This is a genomic window from Ferrovibrio sp. (assembly GCF_002796975.1).
Lineage (GTDB): Bacteria > Pseudomonadota > Alphaproteobacteria > Ferrovibrionales > Ferrovibrionaceae > Ferrovibrio.
The window spans coordinates 687,089-709,497 of sequence record NZ_PEKV01000005.1 but is presented as its reverse complement, the minus strand read 5'-3'; the positions used below and the strand labels follow the sequence as shown (position 1 = coordinate 709,497).

The 22,409-nt window shown below is 64.9% G+C and carries 21 protein-coding genes; 6 read left to right on the top strand and 15 right to left on the bottom strand.

Annotated elements, in window-relative coordinates:
- Positions 1 to 54: 54 nt before the first annotated feature.
- Entirely contained in the window at positions 55 to 867 is an 813-nt protein-coding gene (locus CTR53_RS08325) for a formate/nitrite transporter family protein (protein ID WP_290811194.1), read from the top strand.
- Between the two features lie 63 nt (positions 868 to 930).
- Complete coding sequence (locus CTR53_RS08320; protein ID WP_290811191.1) at positions 931 to 2,667, top strand: bifunctional protein-serine/threonine kinase/phosphatase; 1,737 nt, start codon at positions 931 to 933, stop codon at positions 2,665 to 2,667.
- A gap of 17 nt (positions 2,668 to 2,684) precedes the next feature.
- Here the strand turns inward: CTR53_RS08320 and CTR53_RS08315 are convergent, their stop codons facing one another.
- From CTR53_RS08315 to mtgA, 4 genes are all read right to left on the bottom strand, one after another.
- Entirely contained in the window at positions 2,685 to 4,202 is a 1,518-nt protein-coding gene (locus tag CTR53_RS08315; RefSeq protein ID WP_290811189.1) for a malonyl-CoA synthase, read from the bottom strand.
- Between the two features lie 141 nt (positions 4,203 to 4,343).
- Positions 4,344 to 5,054 carry a response regulator transcription factor gene (locus CTR53_RS08310; protein ID WP_290811186.1) on the bottom strand — a complete coding sequence of 237 codons (711 nt, stop codon included), beginning with the start codon at positions 5,052 to 5,054 and terminating at the stop codon, positions 4,344 to 4,346.
- On the bottom strand, positions 5,030 to 6,586 hold the full coding sequence (locus CTR53_RS08305) for an ATP-binding protein (RefSeq protein WP_290811183.1): 1,557 nt from the start codon (positions 6,584 to 6,586) through the stop codon (positions 5,030 to 5,032). Before CTR53_RS08305 ends, CTR53_RS08310 begins: the two co-directional genes overlap by 25 nt.
- 94 nt (positions 6,587 to 6,680) lie before the next feature.
- Positions 6,681 to 7,394: a monofunctional biosynthetic peptidoglycan transglycosylase gene (gene mtgA, locus CTR53_RS08300; RefSeq protein WP_290811180.1), complete on the bottom strand. Its 714-nt coding sequence runs from the start codon at positions 7,392 to 7,394 to the stop codon at positions 6,681 to 6,683.
- Positions 7,395 to 7,490: 96 nt separating this feature from the next.
- Between mtgA and CTR53_RS08295 the strand changes: the two genes are divergently transcribed.
- Entirely contained in the window at positions 7,491 to 11,315 is a 3,825-nt protein-coding gene (locus CTR53_RS08295) for a NahK/ErcS family hybrid sensor histidine kinase/response regulator (RefSeq protein ID WP_290811177.1), read from the top strand.
- A gap of 8 nt (positions 11,316 to 11,323) precedes the next feature.
- On the opposite strand, the gene CTR53_RS08290 is transcribed toward CTR53_RS08295, so the two are convergent.
- Positions 11,324 to 11,983 (bottom strand): response regulator transcription factor, encoded by a 660-nt coding sequence (locus CTR53_RS08290; protein WP_290811174.1) that lies wholly within the window; start codon positions 11,981 to 11,983, stop codon positions 11,324 to 11,326.
- Positions 11,984 to 12,097: 114 nt separating this feature from the next.
- On the opposite strand from CTR53_RS08290, the gene bioB reads away from it, so the two are divergent.
- Complete coding sequence (gene bioB / locus CTR53_RS08285; RefSeq protein ID WP_290811676.1) at positions 12,098 to 13,117, top strand: biotin synthase BioB; 1,020 nt, start codon at positions 12,098 to 12,100, stop codon at positions 13,115 to 13,117.
- Here the strand turns inward: bioB and CTR53_RS08280 are convergent.
- The 6 genes from CTR53_RS08280 to CTR53_RS08255 all read right to left on the bottom strand — a co-directional run bounded on the left by CTR53_RS08280 (position 13,097) and on the right by CTR53_RS08255 (position 18,842).
- The gene (locus CTR53_RS08280) at positions 13,097 to 13,468 is read right to left on the bottom strand and encodes a hypothetical protein (RefSeq protein ID WP_290811172.1); all 372 of its coding nucleotides are present in this window, start codon (positions 13,466 to 13,468) and stop codon (positions 13,097 to 13,099) included. The two genes, bioB and CTR53_RS08280, sit on opposite strands and share 21 nt — an antisense overlap.
- A gap of 2 nt (positions 13,469 to 13,470) precedes the next feature.
- Entirely contained in the window at positions 13,471 to 14,727 is a 1,257-nt protein-coding gene (locus CTR53_RS08275) for an MFS transporter (protein ID WP_290811169.1), read from the bottom strand.
- 383 nt (positions 14,728 to 15,110) lie between these two features.
- Positions 15,111 to 15,308, bottom strand: a complete 198-nt coding sequence (locus CTR53_RS08270) for a YqaE/Pmp3 family membrane protein (protein WP_290811673.1) — start codon at positions 15,306 to 15,308, stop codon at positions 15,111 to 15,113.
- A gap of 687 nt (positions 15,309 to 15,995) precedes the next feature.
- Positions 15,996 to 16,964, bottom strand: coding sequence for a malate dehydrogenase (mdh, locus tag CTR53_RS08265; protein WP_290811167.1), 969 nt, complete (start codon positions 16,962 to 16,964; stop codon positions 15,996 to 15,998).
- A 257-nt stretch (positions 16,965 to 17,221) separates the two neighbouring features.
- Positions 17,222 to 17,983 (bottom strand): SDR family NAD(P)-dependent oxidoreductase, encoded by a 762-nt coding sequence (locus CTR53_RS08260; protein WP_290811164.1) that lies wholly within the window; start codon positions 17,981 to 17,983, stop codon positions 17,222 to 17,224.
- 115 nt (positions 17,984 to 18,098) lie between these two features.
- The gene (locus tag CTR53_RS08255; protein WP_290811161.1) at positions 18,099 to 18,842 is read right to left on the bottom strand and encodes an ABC transporter substrate-binding protein; all 744 of its coding nucleotides are present in this window, start codon (positions 18,840 to 18,842) and stop codon (positions 18,099 to 18,101) included.
- 118 nt (positions 18,843 to 18,960) lie between these two features.
- On the opposite strand from CTR53_RS08255, the gene CTR53_RS08250 reads away from it, so the two are divergent.
- Positions 18,961 to 19,341 (top strand): YkvA family protein, encoded by a 381-nt coding sequence (locus CTR53_RS08250; protein WP_290811158.1) that lies wholly within the window; start codon positions 18,961 to 18,963, stop codon positions 19,339 to 19,341.
- Positions 19,342 to 19,374: 33 nt separating this feature from the next.
- Positions 19,375 to 19,809 carry a hypothetical protein gene (locus tag CTR53_RS08245; RefSeq protein WP_290811155.1) on the top strand — a complete coding sequence of 145 codons (435 nt, stop codon included), beginning with the start codon at positions 19,375 to 19,377 and terminating at the stop codon, positions 19,807 to 19,809.
- Positions 19,810 to 19,972: 163 nt separating this feature from the next.
- On the opposite strand, the gene CTR53_RS08240 is transcribed toward CTR53_RS08245, so the two are convergent.
- The 4 genes from CTR53_RS08240 to CTR53_RS08225 form a co-directional block, all read right to left on the bottom strand.
- A complete protein-coding gene (locus CTR53_RS08240) occupies positions 19,973 to 20,569 on the bottom strand; it encodes a YbaY family lipoprotein (protein ID WP_290811152.1) in 597 nt (198 codons plus the stop codon).
- A gap of 197 nt (positions 20,570 to 20,766) precedes the next feature.
- Complete coding sequence (locus CTR53_RS08235; RefSeq protein ID WP_290811149.1) at positions 20,767 to 21,264, bottom strand: hypothetical protein; 498 nt, start codon at positions 21,262 to 21,264, stop codon at positions 20,767 to 20,769.
- 2 nt (positions 21,265 to 21,266) lie between these two features.
- Positions 21,267 to 21,617, bottom strand: coding sequence for a DUF6152 family protein (locus tag CTR53_RS08230; RefSeq protein WP_290811147.1), 351 nt, complete (start codon positions 21,615 to 21,617; stop codon positions 21,267 to 21,269).
- Positions 21,618 to 21,742: 125 nt separating this feature from the next.
- Positions 21,743 to 22,393: a 3-oxoacid CoA-transferase subunit B gene (locus CTR53_RS08225; RefSeq protein WP_290811145.1), complete on the bottom strand. Its 651-nt coding sequence runs from the start codon at positions 22,391 to 22,393 to the stop codon at positions 21,743 to 21,745.
- Positions 22,394 to 22,409: the final 16 nt, after the last annotated feature.

The following is a 22,409-nucleotide window of genomic DNA, read 5'->3' as shown; positions in this document are numbered from 1 at the left end:
CCCCGTTTCTGAGAACCGGCGCTTTGTCCCTTTGAAGCACTGAAGGGGACTCTCATGGCTTATCTGATACCGACCGAATTCGTCACCAAGATGATCGATGCCGGTGAATCGAAAATCTTCATGTCGACGCGCGACACCATCATACGCGCCTATATGGCCGGTGCGATCCTGACCCTGGCGGCCTGGTTCGCCATCACCATGACCGTCAATACCGGCGTGCCGATCATCGGCGCGATCCTGTTTCCGGTCGGATTCTGTATCCTCTATCTGTTCGGCTTCGACCTGCTGACCGGCGTTTTCGTCCTGTCGCCGCTGGCCCTGATCGACAAACGTCCGGGCGTGACGTTCGCCGGGGTGCTGCGCAACTGGGGGCTGGTCTTCGTCGGCAATTTCGGCGGCGCCTTCACGGTTGCCGTGATGGCGGCCATCGTCACCACTTTCGGCTTCTCCTCGCCGCCCGACAAGGTTGGCGTCGCCCTCGCCCATATCGGCGAAGGCCGCACCCTGGGTTATGCCGCGCATGGCGCTGCCGGCATGCTGACGCTGTTCATCCGTGGCGTGCTCTGCAACTGGATGGTGTCTGCCGGTGTCGTCGGCGCCATGATCTCCACCACCGTCAGCGGCAAGGTGATCGCCATGTGGATGCCGATCATGCTGTTCTTCGCCATGACCTTCGAGCATTCGATCGTGAACATGTTCCTGTTCCCGTCCGGCCTGCTGCTCGGCGGCAATTTCTCGATCATGGACTACCTGATCTGGAACGAGATCCCCACCGTGGTCGGCAACCTGGTCGGTGGCCTGGCCTTTACCGGCCTGACCCTCTACGCCACCCACGCCCGGACCGCACCGAAGCGCGGCCTGGCCTGATCACCACCGTCCGGCAGGGCCCTTCTCCGTCACGGAAAGGGCCCTGCCGAGATCGGACACGGCATGGTGAGCGAACTGAAGATATCGATCGGGCAATATTCCGACCGGGGCCGCAAGGAGATCAACCAGGATTTCCACGGCGCCGTCATCCCGAGGGAACCCACACTCAGCGCCAAGGGCATCGCCATCGCGCTGGCCGACGGCATCAGCAGCAGCGATGTCAGCCAGGTTGCCGCCGAGTCCGCCGTCAAGGGCTTTCTCACCGACTATTACTGCACCTCCGACGCATGGTCGGTGAAGACCTCAGCGCATCGTGTGCTGGATGCCACCAATTCCTGGCTGCATGCGCAGACGCGGCGCAGCCACTATCGTTACGACGGCGACAAGGGCTATGTCTGCACCTTCAGCGGCATGGTGATCAAATCGGCGACCGCACATCTCTTCCATGTCGGCGACGGTCGCATCTACCGGCTAAACGGCAATGCGCTGGAACAGCTGACCAACGACCATCGGGTTGCCGTCTCGTCGCAGCAGAGCTATCTCAGCCGCGCTCTCGGCATCAACCCGCAGCTCGAACTCGACTATCGCGCCGTACGGCTGGAAAAGGGCGATATCTTCCTGCTCGCCACCGACGGAATCTACGAATATGTCGACGACGCCTTCATGGCCGAGACAATCCGCAGCAACCCGGAAACACTCGATTTCGCCGCCGAAACCCTGGCCGGCGAGGCCTTGCGCCGCGGCAGCCCGGATAATCTGACCGTCCAGATCCTGCGCATCGACGACCTGCCCGGCCGCGACGCCAACGAGGCGCTGGGCGAACTGGCCGACCTACCGTTGCCCCCGGTACTGGAGGCTCGCATGGTCTTCGACGGCTACCGGATTCTGCGCCAGGTGCATGGCAGCAGCCGCAGCCATATCTACCTCGCCACCGATGCGGCCTCCGACGACCTGTTCATCCTGAAGATTCCGTCCATCGACCTGCGCGACCAGCCGGATTACCTGAAGCGTTTCGCGATGGAGGAATGGGTGGCGCGCCGAATCAACAGCGCCCATGTGCTCAAGCCGCGCGAACAGAACCGCCGGCGCAGCTATCTCTATGTCGCCATGGAATACATTGAGGGCCAGACGCTGGCGCAGTGGATGATCGACAATCCGAAGCCGGACCTGCAGACCGTGCGTGGCATCGTCGAACAGATCGCCCGCGGCCTGCAGGCATTCCATCGCATGGAGATGCTGCACCAGGACCTGCGGCCGGAAAACATCATGATCGACCGGACCGGCACGGTGAAGATCATCGACTTCGGCTCGACCCGCGTCGCCGGCGTGATCGAGACCGCCAGCCCGAGCAGCCGCAGCGGCATTCTCGGCACGCATCAATATACGGCGCCGGAATATTTCCTCGGCGAAAGCGGCAGTCCACGTTCCGATCTCTTCTCGCTCGGCGTCATCACCTACCAGATGCTGACCGGCCGGTTACCCTACGGCGCCGCCGTGGCCCGCACGCGAACCCAGGCGGCGCAGAAGAAGCTGCACTACGCCTCGGTACTGCATGAAGATCGCGATATTCCGGCCTGGATCGACAGCGTGCTGCGCAAAGCGGTGCAGCCCGATCCGCTCCGGCGCTATGCCGAGCTTTCGGAATATATCTACGATCTGCATCACCCGAACAAGATGCATCTGAGCCAGCCGGACAGGCCGCTGCTGGAGCGCAACCCAGTGCGGTTCTGGAAATCCGTTTCCGCGGTTCTGGCGGTTATCGTGGCCGGCCTGCTGGTGTGGATCGGCCTGCACCGCTGATCGCGGAAGCCGATCACTCAGGCCTTGTACAGCGTCTTGTATTGATCGCGCAGCAGGTTCTTCTGCACCTTGCCCATGGTATTGCGCGGCAGGTCGTCGACGAAGAACACGCGCTTGGGCAGCTTGAACTTGGCCAGGCGGCCGTCCAGCGCCTTCAGCACGCCGGCTTCATCGAGCTTGTGGTCTTTCGTCGCCACGATCACCGCGGTCACGCCCTCGCCGAAATCGGGATGGTCGACGCCGATCACCGCCGATTCGACCACGCCCGGCATCGCATCGATCTCGGTCTCGACTTCCTTCGGGTAGACATTGTAGCCGCCGGTGATGATCAGATCCTTGCCGCGGCCGACGATATGTACATAGCCGCGCTCGTCGATCTTGCCGAGATCCCCGGTGATGAAGAAGCCGTCGGTCCGGAATTCGGCCGCGGTCTTTTCCGGCATGCGCCAGTAGCCCTTGAACACATTCGGGCCCTTCACCTCGATCATGCCGATCTCGCCCTGGGCAAGATGCTTGCCGCTCTCTGGGTCTGCAATGCGCACCGACACACCGGGCAGCGGGAAGCCGACCGTGCCGGCAACGCGCTCGCCGTCATAGGGATTCGAGGTATTCATGTTGGTCTCGGTCATGCCGTAGCGTTCAAGGATGCGGTGGCCGGTACGCGCCTCCCATTCCTTATGTGTGTCGGCCAGCAACGGCGCCGAGCCGGAGACGAACAGGCGGATATGCTTGACCGCGTCCTTGGTCAGCGCCGGGCTCTGCAGCAGACGCACGTAGAAGGTCGGCACGCCCATCATGGAAGTCGCGCGCGGCAGCAGCTTCATCACCTCGTCGCCGTCGAATTTCGACAGGAAGATCATCGAGGCGCCGGCCAGCAGCGTGATGTTGCTGGCGACGAACAGTCCATGCGTATGGAAGATCGGCAGGGCGTGCAGCAGCACGTCGTCCCTGGTGAAGCGCCAGTAGTCTTTCAGCGTGGCGGCATTGGAATAGAGGTTGTGATGCGTCAGCATCGCGCCCTTCGAGCGGCCGGTGGTGCCCGAGGTATAGAGAATCGCAGCGAGATCGTCGGCCGCACGCGGCACGGCGGCGAACCCGGTCGGCACCGCCTTGGCCTTGTCCATCAGGCTGCCGTCGCCGTTGCCGCCCAGAGTCAGCACATGGGCGACGCCCAGCTTCGTGGCCAGGGGCGCGAGATCTTTCTCGGCATTCGGGCGGCAGACCACCACGCGCGGTTCGGCATCGCCGATGAAATATTCCAGTTCGGTCAGGGTATAGCCGACATTGAGCGGCAGATAGACGCCGCCGGCGGCCACAACACCCAGATAAAAGATCAGCGCCTCGGCCGATTTGTCGACCTGTACGGCGACGCGATCGCCCGGCTGCACACCCAGCCCGGCCAGCAGGCCGGCAAAGCGCTCGGCCAGCGCGAAGGTATCGGCGTAGCTGAATGTCCGTCCGTCGCCGGTCTCGATGAAGATCTTGGCCGGATCGGCAATGCTGGAACGGATCAGGGTATACAGGTTCTCGGACATCGGCGTTTTTCGTCTTGCGCGTGGTTGCGGATCAGGAGCGATACTAAATCGCCCCGATACTTAATCGTTCCCGGCCCGGTTCGCGCAAGTCTCCCAGCCGCCCGGGAGCTTGTTCAACGCATTTTAAGAAGCCCTGACCTCTTAGGACGCTATGGCTTCCAGTTGGTCCGCCGCCAGCAGGCGGTAGCCCACGCCCAGCTCGGTCACCACATAGGTCGGGTGGGCGGGGTCGCGCTCGATGCGCTGGCGCAGCTTGCGCATGAAGATGCGCAGGTAATGCACATCCTCGGCATGTTCATCGCCCCAGACGCCGCGCAGCAGCTGCTCATGCGTCACCACCTTGCCGGCGTGACGGGCCAGATGCTGCAGCAGGCCATACTGCTTCGGCGTCAGCTTGACCTCGGCACCCTCGACCAGCACGCGACGCCGCGCCAGGTCGACCGACAGGCCGCCGACTTCGAACACCGGCTCCTCGTTGGCCGGCGGTGCGCGCCGCATCACGGCGTTCACGCGGGCCAGGAATTCGGCAATGCTGAAGGGCTTGGTCAGGTAATCGTCGGCGCCGCGTTCGAAGGCGCGGATCTTGTCGGCCTCGCGGCTGCGCACGGTCAGCACGATCACCGGGACCCAGCTCCATTCGCGCAAACGCTTGAGCACATCCAGCCCGTCCTGGTCGCCAAGTTGCATGTCCAGCACGACGAGATGGATCTCGGTCTTGCCCAGCGCCTCCAGCGCCTCGGCGCCGCTGGCCGCTTCGATGACCTCGAAGTCATGCATTGCCAGTGCCGGCCGCAAAAACCGCCGGATCTGCACTTCATCGTCGACAATCAGGATTCTGCGCTTGTCGCCCATGCGGCTTCCCCTTCATCAGTTACTTGCAGAGTTTTGGCGAGCGGCATGCCGATATGGAATGCGGCACCTTGCCCCACCCCACGGCTGTCCGCCCAGATTTCGCCTCCGGCGGCCTCCACAAAGGCCTTGCTCACCATCAGGCCCAGCCCGTTGCCGGCCACCTGGCCCGAGGTGGCATCGGCCGCCCGGTAGAAGGGCGCGAAAATCTTCTGCGCCTCGGTCCCGTCCAGCCCGATGCCGGAGTCCTGCACAGTCAGCACCACCCGTCCAGCCTCAATCTGGCCGCGCAAGGCAATTACCGAGCCGGGGGGCGAGTATTTCGCGGCATTCTCCAGGATATTCACCAGCGCCTGCTCCACCAGCACCGGGTCGGTTTCCACCATCGGCAGGGCCAGCATGTCGTCGGATTCGATGCTGTGCCGCACCAGCGCCTTCTGGGTCTGACGCAAGGCGGCATTGGTGATATCGGCAACGTCGATCGGTTCCACCTGCGGCGCCAGGCGGCCGGCGCGGATACGCGTCAGATCCAGCATGCGCCGGATATAGCGCTCCAGCCGCTGCGCCTCTTCGCGAATGGTCGACTGCAGTTCCGCGCGCGTATTCTCGTCGCAGATCGGGCCGAATTTTTCCAGCGTGGTGACGGAGCCGAGAATGGAGGCGAGCGGTGTGTGCAGGTCATGGCTGATCGACCCCAGCACGGCCTCGCGCAGATTCTCCGCCTTGGCCTGCACGCGGGCCTCTTCCACCCGCAGCGCCAGCCGCATACGCGCCAGCGCCAGGCCGGATTGCTCGACCATCGCTGCGATGGCCAGCGGATCGAGGCGGCCGTCGGGCTCGGCGCCGGTCACGATCACGCCGACCGGCGCACCGCCGCTGTGCAGGAGATAGACCGGCGGCACGGCCGTCGCGCGCTCCTGCCGGCGCCAGGTCTGTTCGGCGACAGCCAGCGGCTGCACGGCACCGAAATCGCCAACTGCGGCGAGTTCGCGCAGGCTGCCGGCATCGTCGACGTAAATGGCGACGGCGCTGCCCAGGCTGTGGCTCAGTTCTTCGGCCAGCACGGCCGGGATCATAGCCGGATCGACCACCGCGCTGATGCGGCGGTTGAAAGCCAGCAGGTATTCCATGATTGCCTCGCGGTGGCGCGAGGCGGCGGCAGCGCGGCGGGCATAGCCGGCCAGTTGGCTGGAGGCGATGGCGACGCCGGCAAAAACGAAAATGTCGGCAACTTCCTGCGGATCGGCATCGGGCAGGAAGAAGGCCGGGTTGTAGAACAGCACCGAGCAGACCGCGAGCGATGCGAAGGCCGCGGTCAGCGACGGGATCATGCCGCCGAAAATTGCTGCGCCGAGGATCACCGGTACGAACAGGATCGAAGCGGAGGTGACGTTGATGGCGCGGCTGAGCGTGAAGACGGCGATGCCGGCCAGCCCGACCACGACCGCCGCCATAACGCTGTGCAGCAGAATCCGGCCCGCACGCGGACGGGCGGGTTCCTTTCCGGCGATGGGAAGCGCAATCGGCGACGTCATGCCCGATTATCCCACAGGCCGGCGGGCGATACAGCCTCCGGCCGCCATCGGTCGCCGCCCTGCGTCAATCGACCCGGTTTGCGCTGCGAAAGGGTTACTTCAGGCAGGCAAGCTGAGCCGGGGCCAGCTGCCCCATCCGCCCGCGGATCACGCCGGACCGCCGCTCGATATAAGCTGTCGGCCGGGCGGCATTCCAGCGGTTCGGGCTGGGCAGGATGGCCGCCAGCCGGGCCGCCTGGCCCTCGCTCAGCCGGCTGGCCGGCACGCCGAACAGTGCCTGCGCCGCTGCCTCCGCCCCGAACAGGCCCGGACCCATCTCGGCGATGCCGAGATAGACCTCGATGATCCGCCGTTTTGGCCAGATGACATCAAGCGCCAGGGCCAGCGGCAGCTCCAGCCCCTTGCGCACAAAGCCGCCGCCCGGCCAGAGGAACAGGTTGCGCGCCACCTGCATCGTGATGGTGCTGGCGCCACGCAGGCGGCCGGTTTCCTCGTAGTCGTCCAGCGCATCCTGCACGGCGCCGAGATCGATGCCATGGTGCAGACAGAAACGGCTGTCTTCGGATGCGATCACGGCACGCGGCACCCCCTGGGCGACAGCCGACAATGCTACCGGCCGATAATGGATGAGTTGACCGCGCTCGATCATGCGGATCGCCATCAGGGGCGTGCCCGGTGGGTCGATGAATCGGTAAATCAGCAGCCCGCCGCCCCAGAACAGGGCAAGGACCAGCAGAAGCAGTTTCAACAGGCGCAGCAACAGCGTCATGCCCGCAGCAAAGCCGGCTATGGCCGCGCTGGCAACCATCCGGCCTGAATCCCTCGGGCCCAAAGCCGCCCCCCAGGCCGGTGGACAGCCGCCCGGCAGAAGGATTTACTGACCGGAACGGGGAGAAAACATTTCATGCTGCAGGGCAGCGCCATCCTGCTTCTGTCGCTCGGGTATCTCGGGCTGCTGTTCGCCGTCGCCCATCTCGGCGACCGGCTGAATGCCCGCTGGTACACCGGCCGCACCGGCGCCACCATCTACGCCCTGTCGCTGGCGATCTACTGCACCTCCTGGACCTTCTACGGTTCGGTCGGCCGCGCCGCCCTGTCGGGCCCCGACTTCATCCTGATCTATGTCGGGCCGATCCTCGCCATCACGGCCTGCTATCCGACGATGGCGAAGATGATCCGCATCGCCAAACGGCAGAATGTGATCTCGATTGCCGACTTCATCGGCTCGCGCTATGGCAAGAGCCGTGCGGTGGCCGTGCTGGTCACGCTGATCGCGGTGATCGGTGTGCTGCCCTACATCTCGCTGCAGATGCAGGCAGTCAGTGTCACTTTCGAAGTGCTGGTCGGCAGCGACATGGCGCATCTTCTCAATGCAACGCTGCCGCCGCCCTGGCGCGACACCGCCATGTTCGTCGCCGGTATCATGGGATTGTTCACCATCCTGTTCGGCGTGCGCCATGTGCAGGCCACCGAGCAGCATCGCGGCATGATGCTGGCCATCGCCTTTGAGTCGCTGGTCAAGCTGGCGGCGTTTCTCGCCGTCGGCCTCTTCGTGATCTACGGCCTGTTCGACTCCGGCAGCGACCTGGTCGCCCGCGTTCAGGAGCGGCCGGATCTGCGCGAACAGCTGAGCAAGGGGCTGGGCACGAACTGGATCGCCATGACGCTGCTGTCGGGCTTTGCCTTCCTCTGCCTGCCACGCCAGTTCCATGTCGCCGTGGTGGAAAGCGGCGATGCCGGCCAGCTCAAGGCCGCACGCTGGCTGTTCCCCACCTACCTGTTGGTGATCAACCTGTTCGTGGTGCCGATTGCCGCGGCCGGCCTGCTGCTGACCGACAAAGGTACCAATCCCGATTTCTTCGTGCTCACCCTGCCGCTGATGCACGACCAGCTGGCGCTGTCGGTCTTCGCCTTCATCGGCGGCCTGTCGGCGGCGACCTCGATGGTGATCGTCGCCTGCATGGCGCTGTCGATCATGGTGTCGAACGAACTGGTCACGCCGCTGCTGCTGCGTTCGCGCGCCGGCGGCTCGCATGACGTCGGCCAGATCGTGCTGAACGTGCGCCGCGCCGCCGTCGTCGTCACGCTGGTTGCGGCCTATATCTACCACACCTGGATTGCCGGCTATCTGCCGCTGGCCTCGATGGGCATGATCTCCTTCTGCGCCGTGGCGAATTTCGCGCCTCCGTTGCTGCTGGGCCTCTACTGGAAGCGCGCGCACCGCCATGGCGTGATTGCCGGGCTGATCGCCGGCTTCGGCGTCTGGTTCTACGCCCTGCTGCTGCCCTCCATCCAGGGTGCCGCCATCGGCCAGCCGATGCTGGCGCCGCTGGGGCCATGGCTGCCTGCGCCGATCGACCGTTTCGACGCGATCCTGCAGGGCTTCGTCGCCTGCGTCGCGATCAATACCTCGCTGCTGGTCGGCATCTCGCTGCTGTCGCGGCCCAGCATGCGCGACCGCGAACAGGCCGCCATCTTCGTGTCCGGCGGCGAAGGCCTGCCGGGTGCCGCTTTCGCCGAAGCCGACCAGGATCCGCGCATCGACGAGTTGCGTGCGCTGGCCGCGCGTTTCATCGGAGCCGAACGCGCCGAACGTGCTTTCGCCGGCAAGCGCATGACTGCTGCTGAAGCCATGGCCTTCACCGAGCATCTGCTCGGCGGCGCCATCGGTGCAGCCTCGGCACGCATCGTGATGGCCTCGGCACGCGGCAAAAATCTGTTGAGCCCGCGCGCGGCCCGCGCCATGCTGGGCGAGGCGTCGGAGGCGATCCGGCACAATCTCGACTTGTTGCGCACCACGCTCGACCATATCAGCCAGGGTATCGGCGTGTTCGACCACGAGCAGCGGCTGGCCGCCTGGAACGACCGCTTCTTCGATCTGCTGAGCCTGCCGGTCCATCTGGCCGAGAATGGCATGCCGCTCACCCAGGTCGCCGGCGACGGCACCGGCGACCTTGCCGTGACACTGGCCTCCGGCGCGCATGGCTCGCGCATCTACGAGCGCCGCCGGCCCGATGGCGGCGTGATCGAAATCCGCGTCGACCCGATGCCGGACGGCGGCTTCGTCGCCACCTGCACCGATGTCAGCGAACGCGTGCGCGCCGCCGAAGCCCTGCGCGCATCGGAACGCGCCATTCGCGTCTATACCGACAACGTGCCGGTGCTGATCGCCTATGTGGATCGCGAGGAGCGCTACCGGTTCACCAACATGCCGTTCCGCCGCTCGCTCAACCTGCCGCAGCAGCAGATCGACGGCCGGCCGCTCGACGAGATGATCTCGGCCGACCGCTACAGCCGCCTGAAGCCGCATATCGATGCGGCGCTGGCCGGCCAGCGCCAGAGCTTTGAAATCGAATTTCCCACCAACGATGCCAAGATCGAGGTGGCGCACGGCACGTATATTCCACATATCGGTCATAGCGGCGAAGTGCTTGGTTTCTTCCTGCTGTACCAGGATGTCACCGAGCGCCGCCGCGCCGATGCAGCCCTGCGCGCCGCCTATGAAGGCCTGGAGCGTCGCGTCGCCGAGCGCACGGCCGAACTGCAGCTTGCCGTGCAGGAACTGGAAGCCTCACGTGCCCAGGCCGAGGCCGCAAATCTCGGCAAGACGCGCTTCCTGGCGGCCGCCAGCCACGATCTGCTGCAGCCGCTGCATGCCGCGCGACTGTTCACCGCCGCCCTGGCCGAGCGCGAGCCGGATAATCCGCTGGTCTCCAAGATCGATCATGGACTGGGTTCGGTCGAGGTACTGCTCGATGCGCTGCTCGATATTTCCAAGCTGGATGCCGGCGCGGTGCGGCCTGAAATCCGCCCGGTCGCGCTGTCATCGCTGTTCGATGCCATCGCGACGTCGTTTGGCCCGCTGGCGGCGCGCCGCGGCGTGACGCTGAAGGTCGTGCCGACCAGCGCCACGATCAGCACCGATCCGGCGCTGCTCCGTCGTGTCTTGCAGAATTTCGTCGCCAATGCGATCCGCTATGCCGATCCCGGCCGCGACGACCGCCGCGTCGTGGTCGGCTGCCGGCGCGACGGCGGCGAGATCCGTATCGAGGTCTGCGACAACGGCCCAGGTATTGCCGCCGACAAGCAGCAGGTGATCTTCCAGGAATTCGCCCGGCTGGAGCGCAGCGGCGGCGATACCGAACGCGGGCTGGGGCTTGGCCTTGCCATCGTCGATCGCATCGGCCGCATGCTCAACAATCCGATCCGTCTCGACTCCCGTCTGGGTCATGGCTCGGTCTTCAGCGTCACCGTGCCGCGCGCAGCCGTCGAACCGGCGCAGGCCGTCACGGATGCGCCCGAGCCGGCTTTCGTCGCCGGTTCGCTCGCCGGCAGCTTCGTACTCTGCATCGAGAACGAGGCCGGCGTGCGCGAGGCGATGATCACGCTGCTGGAAGGCTGGTCCTGCACGGTCGCCGCCGTCGACACGATTGATGCCGCGCGGCAGGCAGTGGCGCAGGCCGGCCGCGGCCCCGACATCATCCTCGCCGACCTGCATCTGGATGACGGCAGCCCGGACGGGCTGGAGGCCATCGCACTGCTGCGCAGGGACTGGGGCCGGCGCATTCCGGCCATTCTGATCACTGCCGAACGCAGCCAGGAGATGCACCAGCGTGCCGCCGAGATGGGCGTGGATGTGCTGCACAAGCCGGTGAAGCCAGCCGCGTTACGCGCGCTGATCAGCCAGCGCCGCCGGCCCACGGGACCGCTGGCGGAGACTGGCGACTAGGCTTTCAGTTAGACCGAGAAGTGCCGTGCGGCGATCACGGCCTGGGTGCGGCTGCGCACGCCGAGTTTCTTCAGGATCGCGGTGACATGCGCCTTCACGGTCGCCTCACCCACCGACAGCTCATGCGCGATCTGCTTGTTCAGCTTGCCCTTCGACAGCAGCGTGAGAACGCGCAATTGCTGCGGTGTCAGTTCGCCCACGCGGCGGGCGAAATCGTCGGGCATCGCGCCGTCGCCGCCTTCCATCTCGGGCGGCAGCCAGACCTCGCCATCCAGCACCGACTGCAATGCGCTGGCGATGGTTTCCATCGCCGCCGATTTCGGCACGAAGGCTGCGGCGCCGAATTCGATGGCACGGCGCATCGTCGCCGGCTCACGCGTCGAGGACACGATGGCGACCGGCACGGCGGGATGGCTGGAACGTACGGCGGCCAGGCCGGCAAAGCCGTCCATGCCCGGCATGTCGAGATCGAGAATGAGAAGATCGACGGCTTCATGCGCGTCCAGCGCGGCACGGGCGCCATCCAGATCAGCGGCGCCGACCACCTCGACGCCGGTCATGGCCTGACGCAGGGCCTGGCCCAGCGCCTCGCGCACCAGCGGATGGTCGTCGGCAATGATGATCGTCAGTGCCGGCTCTGTAACGCCGGTCTTTTGCGCTCCCGTCATGTTCGTGACGGTAGCCCAGCCGATGGCTGGCGACAAGGCTGGACAGGCCTCATCCAAAGGGCTAGTGCAGTCGCCACCCAGCATGAGGAGAGCAAGATGGCCGCCGTCGACGCCATGGAGATCCGCAACCTCACCGCCCGCTGCGCCGAGGCGCAGCCCCGCCACGACTGGACACGCGCCGAGATTGCCGCGCTGTTCGCGCTGCCCTTCAGCGACCTGACCTGGCTGGCGCAGCAGGTGCACCGCCGGCATTTCGATCCCAACCAGGTGCAGATGAGCACGCTGCTGAGCATCAAGACCGGCGGCTGCCCGGAAGACTGCGGTTACTGCTCGCAGAGCGCGCATTTCGAGACCGGACTGAAGGCCACCAAGCTGATGGATGTGCAGGCCACCCTGGCCGCCGCACAGGCGGCCAAGGCGCAGGGCGCCAGCCGTTTCTGCATGGGCGCCGCCTGGCGCAATCCGAAGGCGCATGACCTGGACAAGGTCTGCGACATGATCGCCGAGGTGAAGGCGCTGGGCATGGAGACCTGCGCCACGCTGGGCATGCTGACCGGCGAGCAGGCGCAGCAGCTGCGCGCCGCCGGACTGGACTACTACAACCACAACCTCGACACCTCGCCCGAACACTATGCCGAGGTGATCACCACCCGCAGCTATCAGGACCGACTGGATACGCTGGAGCATGTACGCGGCGCCGGCATGAAGGTCTGCTGCGGCGGCATCGTCGGCATGGGCGAAGCTGCCACCGACCGCGTCGGCCTGCTGCACAGCCTGGCCACCCTGCCGGCGCATCCGGAAAGCGTGCCGGTCAACATGCTGATGCAGGTCGAGGGCACGCGGCTTGGCCAGTCGGCACCGCTGGACGGCATCGACTTCGTCCGCATGATCGCGGTCGCGCGGATCGTGATGCCGCAATCGATGGTGCGGCTCTCGGCCGGCCGCGAAACGATGAGCGACGAACTGCAGGCGCTGTGCTTCCTCGCCGGCGCGAACTCGATCTTCCTGGGCGACCGGCTGCTGACCACGAAGAATCCGGGACAGGATCGCGATACCGCCCTGATCGCCAAGCTGGGCATCGTGCCGATGCCTTATGTGACGGTCGAGGAAGACTCAGCCGAAGCGGCGGAGTGACGGCAGCAGCGGCGGCAGGCCGGTGCAGCCGGCCAGGGTAAACAGGTTGAAAGGCTGCGCGCGGTAAACGGCAATCGCGCCGCTGTCGCGCAGGCGGTCAGCAAAACCCGCATCGTCGGAAGCCAGTTCGACCGCGTTGGTCAGCCAGGTCTGCCGCACCAGCCGGGCTTCGGTCCGCATCGCCGCCGCGGTCACCGTCGTTTCATTCCAGCCGAAGGGATAGACGGCGATCACGCGTCCGCTGGCCTCGGGCGGCAGGGCGGCGCGCTGCAGGGTCCAGCCGAACAGGCCGGCCCAGAGCAGCAGCACGGCCGCGATAAATCCGAATGCCAGGCGATGCGGCGCCGCCATGTTTACTCCGCAGCAGCAGCAGCCGGCGCCGGTGCACGCACCAGCGGGCGTTCGTCGATCGGCCAGTGTACGATGGCGGCGAAAATGGCCAGACCCGTCGAGATCCACCAGACCACGTCATAGGAGCCGCTGGCATCGAACAGCCGGCCGCCGAGCCAGACGCCGAGGAAGCCGCCGACCTGGTGGCTGAAGAAAACAATGCCGAACAGGGTGGCCATGTAGCGCGGGCCGAAAATCTGCGCCACCAGCCCTGAGGTGAGCGGCACGGTGGAGAGCCAGAGCAGCCCCATGGCGAAGGCAAAGATGAGCACGCTGACCTGCGTCATCGGCAGCATGACGAAGACGGCGATCACCACGGCGCGCGCCGCGTAGATGAAGCTGAGCAGGTATTTCTTGCTGCGCTTGCCGCCGAGTACGCCGGCGGTATACGAGCCGACCACATTGGCGAGGCCTACCAGCGCCAGCGCCCAGGCGCCGGTCTGCGGATCGAGGCCGCGATCGACGATATAAGCCGGCAGATGCGTCTGGATGAAGGAGACATGGAAGCCGCAGACGAAAAAGCCCGAGATCAGCAGCCAGTAGCTCTTCTGGTTGCCGGCTTCCTTCAGCGCCTCGCCCATCGACTGTTTCGGACCGCCGCCCTCGACGGCCTTGCCGGCCAGCGCGCTCGACAGGGGTATGATGGCGAGCGCGAACAGGCTGAGCAGCAGCAAGGCGGTCTGCCAGCCCCAGGCGGCGATGAAGCCCTGGCTGAGCGGCACCATGAGGAACTGCCCCATCGAACCGGCGGCGGTGCCCAGCCCAAGCGCCCAGGACCGCCGCTCGGGCGACACCATGCGGGCGATGGCGGCAAGCGCCACGGTAAACGACGTGCCGGCCAGCCCCATGCCGAGCAGCACGCCCAGCGTGAGATTGAGCATCAGCGGCGTGGCGGCATAGGCGGTGAGCGCGACGCCGCCGGCATAGAGCAGCGCGCCGACGGCGAGCACGCGGGCCGAGCCGTAGCGATCGGCGATGGCGCCGGCGAAGGGCTGGCCGAAGCCCCAGAGCACGGTCTGGATGGCGATGCCGAAGGCAAACACCTCGCGACCCCAGCCGTTGGCGATGCTGATCGGCTCGAGGAACAGTCCGAAGCCGGAGCGCACGCCGAAATTCAGCAGGGCAATGGTGCAGCCGGCGATGATGACCAGGAGCGGCGTGCGCCAGCCCAGCACGGGGCCAGGCGCCGATCCGGGGGCGGCTGCGGGGGGTGCGGACATCGGGAGGCCTCTCCTGAACGGGCGTGCGGTTCGTCTGCAGCAGAGCTAAAGCCCTGACCGGCAAGGGGCAAGTCTACAATTGCGCCCCTGCATTCGGCACTCACACCGAAGGGTGAGCCGCAGGATCAGCCCTGGACCCTGCCTTGCGCTTGTTTCGGTTCGTTTGAGTTCGTTAGATGCTCGTTTGCGTTCGTTCGGCTTCGTTGGATACTCGTTGGTGTTCGTTTCGCTTCGTTTGCGTTCGTTTGGGCTAATACCGCCTATCGCTGCCTATCCGGCGGGGAGATACACGCCAAATGGAACATTATAGCAACATTTTACTGCAAAAGAAAGCCGGGATTGCGGCCCGGCCTTTCCTCAGCAGACGGATGAATGCCGGCGCCTCAACCGGGCTTTCGCCCGGTTGCCTGCTCGATCTGTTTGGCGGTGCTGTACTGGCTGAGCGCATAGACCGCCCAGAGCGCCGCCGGGATCCAGCCGATCAGCGTGCATTGCAGGATCAGGCAGATGATGCCGGCGATCGGCCGGCCGATGGTGAAGAACAGCAGGAAGGGCAGAAAGATCGCGATGATCAGGCGCACCATGGGTCTCCCAGGGGTTTGAGCGGGCAACAGTATAGCAAAAAAAATTAATCTCGCCGCTACACTCAGTTACACCTCCCTCTTATATCGCCGTTTGCGCAGGGCAACTCCTTCATCACATCCGCTCAGAGAAAGGCTATTTTGAAGGTCGCATCCTTCCAGATGATTTAAATTCGATTATTTGCGTGAAGGCGAAACGAACAAATACAAGAATAAAATCGCAGTTAGGCGCTTTCTTACTATACGGACACGAAGCAACTTTGCCTGAAGGCGGCAACGAAACAATTGAGATTGCCCGCATCACGATTAGAAATAAGCAACGCGTCCTGAAACAACTCGACAGCATCAACATTAATGCAACAACAGTTTACCCGAGCATAGATCAGACGGCGGTTCATTTGCGAAACCGATACCGGCAAGTTGCTACATCCGGATAAGCTGCCCCTAATCCCGAGCATAGGATTTAGCGACCCACATTTTCAGTAGAGAGTCTCCCGTGAGAGGCGGGAGATGATTCAATGCACTGAAGTATGCGATGAGTGAAAAACGGCGCGCTGTTGCCAGCGCGCCGCTCTGAACTTTCCCACTCACGTCATGGTCGGACTTGATCCGACCATCTCTCACAAGACTGAGAAAGATCCTCGGGTCGAGCCCGAGGATGACGCGTTTGGTTTGCTTCGGTTTGCTTTACTTGCCCAGGCTCGGATCAATCTGTTTGCAGGCGTCGACCAGGCCCTTCACGGCATTGGCCGAATGCTCGAACATCTTCTGCTCGTCGGCATTGAGCTGGATCTCGACGATCTTCTCGACGCCATTGGCGCCGATCACCACCGGCACGCCGACATACATGCCCGACTGGCCATACTTGCCCTTGTCGAGCCAGGCGGCGCAGGGCAGCACACGGCGCTTGTCCTTCAGGTAGCTCTCGGCCATTTCGATGGCCGAGGAGGCCGGCGCGTAGAAAGCCGAGCCGGTCTTGAGCAGCGCCACGATCTCGGCGCCGCCGTCGCGGGTGCGCTGGATGATCTTGTCGATCTTCTCCTGCGTCGACCAGCCCATCTTGATCAGGTCAGGCACCGGGATGCCGGCGACGGTGGAATAGCGGATCAGCGGCACCATGGTGTCGCCATGGCCACCGAGCACGAAGGCGTTCACGTCGTTGACCGAGACGTTGAATTCCTCGGCCAGGAAGTGACGGAAGCGGGCGCTGTCGAGCACGCCGGCCATGCCGATCACCTTGTTATGCGGCAGGCCGCAGACTTCGCGCAGCACCCAGACCATCGCATCGAGCGGGTTGGTGATGCAGATGACGAAAGCATCCGGCGCATGCGCCTTGATGCCGGCGCCAACCGCCTGCATGACCTTGATGTTGATGCCGAGCAGGTCGTCGCGGCTCATGCCGGGCTTACGCGCCACACCGGCGGTGACGATGATGACATCCGAACCGGCGATGTCCTTGTAGTCCTGGGTGCCGCGCAGCCTGGCATCGAAGCCTTCGACCGCGCCGGCCTGCGCCATGTCGAGCGCCTTGCCCTGCGGCAGGCCTTCGACCACGTCGAAGATGGTGATGTCGCCCAGTTCCTTCATGCCGGCCAGCAGGGCCAGGGTGCCACCGATATTGCCGCCGCCGATGAGAGCGATTTTCTTGCGCGCCATAGGGAAATCCTCCGGAATTCTGATGTTCAGTCAGGGGGTGGAAAGGTCGGCCCAAGGGGTACCGGGAATCGTCCGGGCGGGCAAGGCTTCGGCGCCCCTCTGAGGGCCGGAGATCGCCGGATTCCGGGCAAAGAAAAGGCCGCCCGATGAGGGCGGCCTTAAGACGTGGATGGCCGGGTCAAGCCCGGCCATGACAAGTGTAGTTTAAGTCCCTTGTGTCATGCCCGGACTTGATCCGGGCATCCACGCGTTTCTTTTTACCGCGGCGCCATCCGCAGCGCGCCGTCGAGACGGATGGTCTCGCCGTTCAGCATGGTGTTCTCGCAGATATGCTTGGCCAGCGCGGCGTATTCTTCCGGGCGGCCGAGACGCGACGGATAGGGCACCGACTTGCCGAGCGACTCCTGCGCTTCCGGCGGCAGGGCGAACATCATCGGCGTGCCGAACAGGCCCGGCGCGATGGTGCAGACGCGGATGCCGAACGAAGCGAATTCACGCGCCAGCGGCAAGGTCATGCCATGCACGCCGGCCTTCGAGGCGCCATAGGCCGGCTGGCCGATCTGGCCGTCGAAGGCGGCGACGGAGGCGGTGTTGATGATGCAACCGCGTTCCTTGTCGGCCATCTCCGGCTGCTGCTGCATGTGATGCGCGACGAGGCGGATCATGTTGAAGGTGCCGATCAGGTTGATCTGCACCACCTTGATGAACTTCTCCAGCGCGACCGGGCCATCCTTGCCCACCGCCTTCATCGGCGTACCGACGCCGGCGCAGTTGACCAGCACACGCACCGGACCGACCTTGGCGATGGCATCCTTCACCGCGGCCTCGCCGCCCGGACCGTCGGCCACGTCGCATTTGATCGCCACGCCGCCGATGTCCTTGGCGGTCTGCTCGGCGAGTTCGAGATTCATGTCGAAGATGGCGACCCTGGCGCCCGCGCCGGCCAGCGCCCTGGCAGTCGCCGCGCCCAGACCCGAAGCACCGCCGGTGACGATCGCGCCTACACCCTTGAGATCCATGAGATCACTCCCTCTTCAATCTGTTATTGGCAATCTGTTATCTATCGTAACTAATTTTCCGGGCGTGGTTATAACCAATCGACCCGCTTTTGGCTACGTCCGGGCCGGTTCGAGCCTACTGCGCCAGCAGGCGGTCGTAATCCCCACTGGCCCTGACCTGCGCCAGGGCTGCATTGAAACGCGCAATCAGCCCGGCTGCATCCGCGCGGCTGCGCGGCACGATGAAATGAATTTCCGACAGGCCGAACGGCGGCTCGCTGACGGCGACGATCTCCTGCGTCAGGCCGGCCCTGGTCAGCAGGGTCTGGCCGATGCGCAGATCCTGCACGAAGAAATCGGCGCGGTCGGCCGCCAGCAGGCCGGGACAGGTCGCAGCATTGGCGACCGAGATGCGCTCGATCTGTTTGTTTTCGATCATCGCCTGCAGGCCCTGCGCGGGTGCATAGCCGAGCGGCGTGCAGACGCGGCGGCCGTTCAGGTCGGCCGGCCCGCGATAGGCAAAACGCCGCGCGACCGGCATGAAGATCGCCTGCCGCATCTGGAACAGCACATCGGAATAGAGGAAGTCGCGCTCGCGCTCGGGTGTGCGCACATAGGGGAAAGTGGCGTCGAAGCGGCCGCGCCGGGTTTCCTCATAGCCGCGGCGCCAGGGCGCGATCTCGACCGTGGCCGTCGCATTCATGCGACGCATCGCCTGCTGCACCAGCTGGACGGCGAGCCCGCCGCCGGGTGCATCGCCATCGACGTAAGGCGGATAATCCTCGCCGGTCACCAGCATCAGGCGGTCAGCCGCCCGGGCCGGCGAAATCGCCAGCGCCACCAGCACCACAGCCGCGCCCAGAACCTCTAAAATCCTCATAACCTGCGAAAATCCCTCAACACCCGAGGCAGTTATCGCATACCCCGGCCCGGCTTGCAGCGGCCGGCTTGCAGGAGCCGGCTTGCATGAGCCTGGGCCGCACCCCATATCAGCCGCCATGAGCCGAGACCCCAATCCGCTGGCCTTCCAGGTGCCGGCCGATCCCGCCCGCCTGAAGCTGGAAGAGCCGCGGCTGGCCAGGCGCTTCTGGCGCAAGCTGAAACACACCGTCAGCTACCTGCCGGGCGCCGAGAGCTTTCTGGCTGCCTTCTATGCCGCCATCGACCCGAAAACACCGGCCACCGCCAAGGCGGTGCTGTTCGGCGCACTGGGCTATTTCGTCATGCCGGTGGATTTCATCCCCGACATCTTCGGCGCCATGGGCTATGGCGACGACCTCGCGGTGATCTACGCCGCGATCAAGGCGGTGGAATCCAGCATGACCGACGCGCATCGCCGCGCCGCCTCGGTCTGGCTCAACAAGCTGCGTCGCGACTGACACTTCGCTCAGTCACTCTGCTAGACTGGCGGCATGCGATGGCCTGCCGCCACCTTCCTCCTGCTGACCCTGCCTGCCATGGCTTTTGCAGCCCGGGCTGAAGAGCCGCCGGCGCCGCCGCTGCATTTCCGTGCCGGCACCATCCTGGCTGGCGGACATGTGCTGTCCGCCGACGTGACGCTGCCGCCGGTCACCGGCCCGGTGACGCTGCAGCCACAGGACGGCCCGCCGCTGCACTGGCGCGTCACCGTCGCCAATGGCGAGACGCGGCTGCTCGACGGCAACGGACGCTGGGCGGCGAAGGTGGAGTATCACCGGCTCGAACGCGACGGCCACGAAGTATGCCAGACCTACCAGACGACGATCTCGCCGGAATGGATGGCGACGGGCAAGGACAGCGCCGCCCGCGCCGACTACACGCCGGCGGATGACCGCATCTACGCGTTTCGCGACGTGCCCTGTCCGTAAAAAACAAGAGCCCTCACCCTCCCACGCTGCGCGCGGGCCCCTCCCTCTCCCGCTTGCGGGAGAGGGAGGGGGTGAGGGTCTGACTGTCTAAAAAATCAGGGCCCGCCTCCCATGACGCAGGAGACAGGCCCTGACCTTGATCTTCAGACGATGCGCTTAAGGCTTAGCGTGCCGGCTGCAGGATGACAGTTCCGCTCGGCGGCGCGGCCGGCGCCGGCGCCACGTAGTAGGTGCCCGGCGCAGCCGGCGCCGGCTGCACGATCACCGACCCGGTGGCCGGGCCTGAGGTGGTTGTGGTGGTGGTCTGCTGGACCACCGTCCCCGGCGCCACGGCAGGCGACGGCACGAACATGGCGGCGACCTGCTCGAGTTCGACATTGATGTTGCTGGACGGCGCGGTCTTGGTCAGCACCTGGTAGACCTTGTTGTTGCGGAACAGGATGCGGCCGCCCTGCTCGATCCAGGCATTCACCACATAGGTGGCGTTCGGATCGATGGTGCCGTACTGGTAGGGCAGCGAGAACTGCGTCACCGCCATGCTGTTCGGCACGATGCGCTGCTCCGAAATCACGTTCGGATAGGCCTGACCGCGGGTGACGTCTTCAAGGCGGACGACGATCACCGAGTCCGCCGGCAGGATAAGGCGTTCACGGTACGAGACGGTGCCGTTGACGGCGTAGCTGCGCGACGCGCAGGCGACGACTGAGGAAGCCGCAATGGCAGCGGCAGCGAGCATGAAGAAAGAGCGACGCGCGATCATGTTTTTTCTCCTTATGGCCAGGATGCGCTTCGCAGGAAGCGCTGTCCGGCAGGGTGGCAGGCAACAAACGTGACCGTGGAGATGCGGTTCCGCTTGGTTTTGACGCGGTCATGTTTTTGTTTCAGGCAGAAAACCGCGACCCGCCGCAATGGGTGCGGCGGAAATGCGGCAGCTTGGCCGTTCAGAGACAGGCCCGGCTAAAGATAAGCAATGAGCCGGCCGCCGATCACTGCGCCGGTCCAGGCCAGCAGCGAGGTGGCGGCGCCCAGACGCGCCACCGGCGGCACGTAATTCGCGGCACCCCAGAGCGTCATCGTGCGCCAGGGGCCGAGATGGAACAGGATCGCATTGGCAAGGCCGAGCGCGATGCAGAAGAGCTTCACCTGGAAGGCCGGATTCATCGCGATGCTGGTGGCCTCGGTGGCGAACAGCAGGAAGCCGGCCGGCGCGGCGATGCAGAAGCCGATCATGGCGAGCGGCACGGCGTGATGGGCCAGCGGCGGCACCGGCAGGAAGCGGTGCAGGCCGAGCAGCCGCAGGTCGAAGCCGACGATGCTGCCGACCAGCAGGATGAAGCCGAAGATGTGCAGGATCTCGACGGCGGGATACAGCCACATCGACTCGCGCATCGCCGCGCCGAGATTCGACTGCTCCAGAGAGACCAGCAGCGGGTGATGCGAGGCGGGATGCTCCACGGTCAGCGTAACTCTACGGTGAAGCCGTTATGGGTAATGCGTTCGGCGCGCATCTCGTCCGCCCGCGAACGGTTGGGATAGCCGACCGCCACCACCCTGTCGCCGACCTTGATCTCGGCAATCGGCTTGCCGCGGCTTGCCATGCGCGAGGGCGGCGACAGCGTGACGATCCAGGTCTTGTCCGCCGTCTTCAGCCTGAGTTCGCCATGCGGATTGTTCGGGTCGATCGCGGTCACCGTGCCGTCCAGAGTCAGCACCGTGTTCGCGTCGTACGAACCCCAGCCGTGATGAGCGAGAGCGCCGCCCGAGAACAGAGCCAAAGCGGCAATGAGAAATGTGCGACGGACAGGCATGGGGCACCTCCTGCTGGTGAAGTCCATTGTCCGGAGATCCACCGCCCTGCGCAATGAAAAAGGCCCCGGCAGATACCGGGGCCTTCATCACATCAGCGTATGCGAAGCGTTACTTCGCGCCGCTTTTACTTAGCACTGGCGGCCACGGTGTAGTCCGCGCCGGTCTTGTCCTTCAGTTCTTCCAGCGTCACGCCCGGCGCGCGCTCGATCAGCACCATGCCGCCACCCTTGCGGTCAATGGTGAAGACGGCGAGGTCGGTGATCACCATGTCGACGACACCGGCGCCGGTCAGCGGCAGGTCGCAGCTCTTGAGCAGCTTCTTCTCGCCGTCCTTGGAATTGTGTTCCATGACGACGACGACGCGCTTCACGCCGGCGACGAGGTCCATCGCGCCGCCCATGCCCTTGACCATCTTGCCCGGGATCATCCAGTTGGCCAGATCGCCATTCTGCGCCACCTGCATGGCGCCGAGGATGGAGAGATCGATATGGCCGCCGCGGATCATCGCAAACGACTGGTCCGAGCCGAAGAAGCTCGAAATCGGCAGTTCGGTGATGGTCTGCTTGCCGGCGTTGATCAGGTCGGGGTCTTCGTCGCCCTCATAGGGGAACGGCCCCATGCCGAGCATGCCGTTTTCCGACTGCAGCACGACGTCGACGCCGGCGGGGATGTAGTTCGAGACGAGCGTCGGGATGCCGATGCCCAGGTTGACATAGAAACCGTCCTTCAGCTCTTTCGCTGCACGGGCGGCCATTTCATCGCGGGTCCAAGCCATTGTGTTGTCTCCTTCC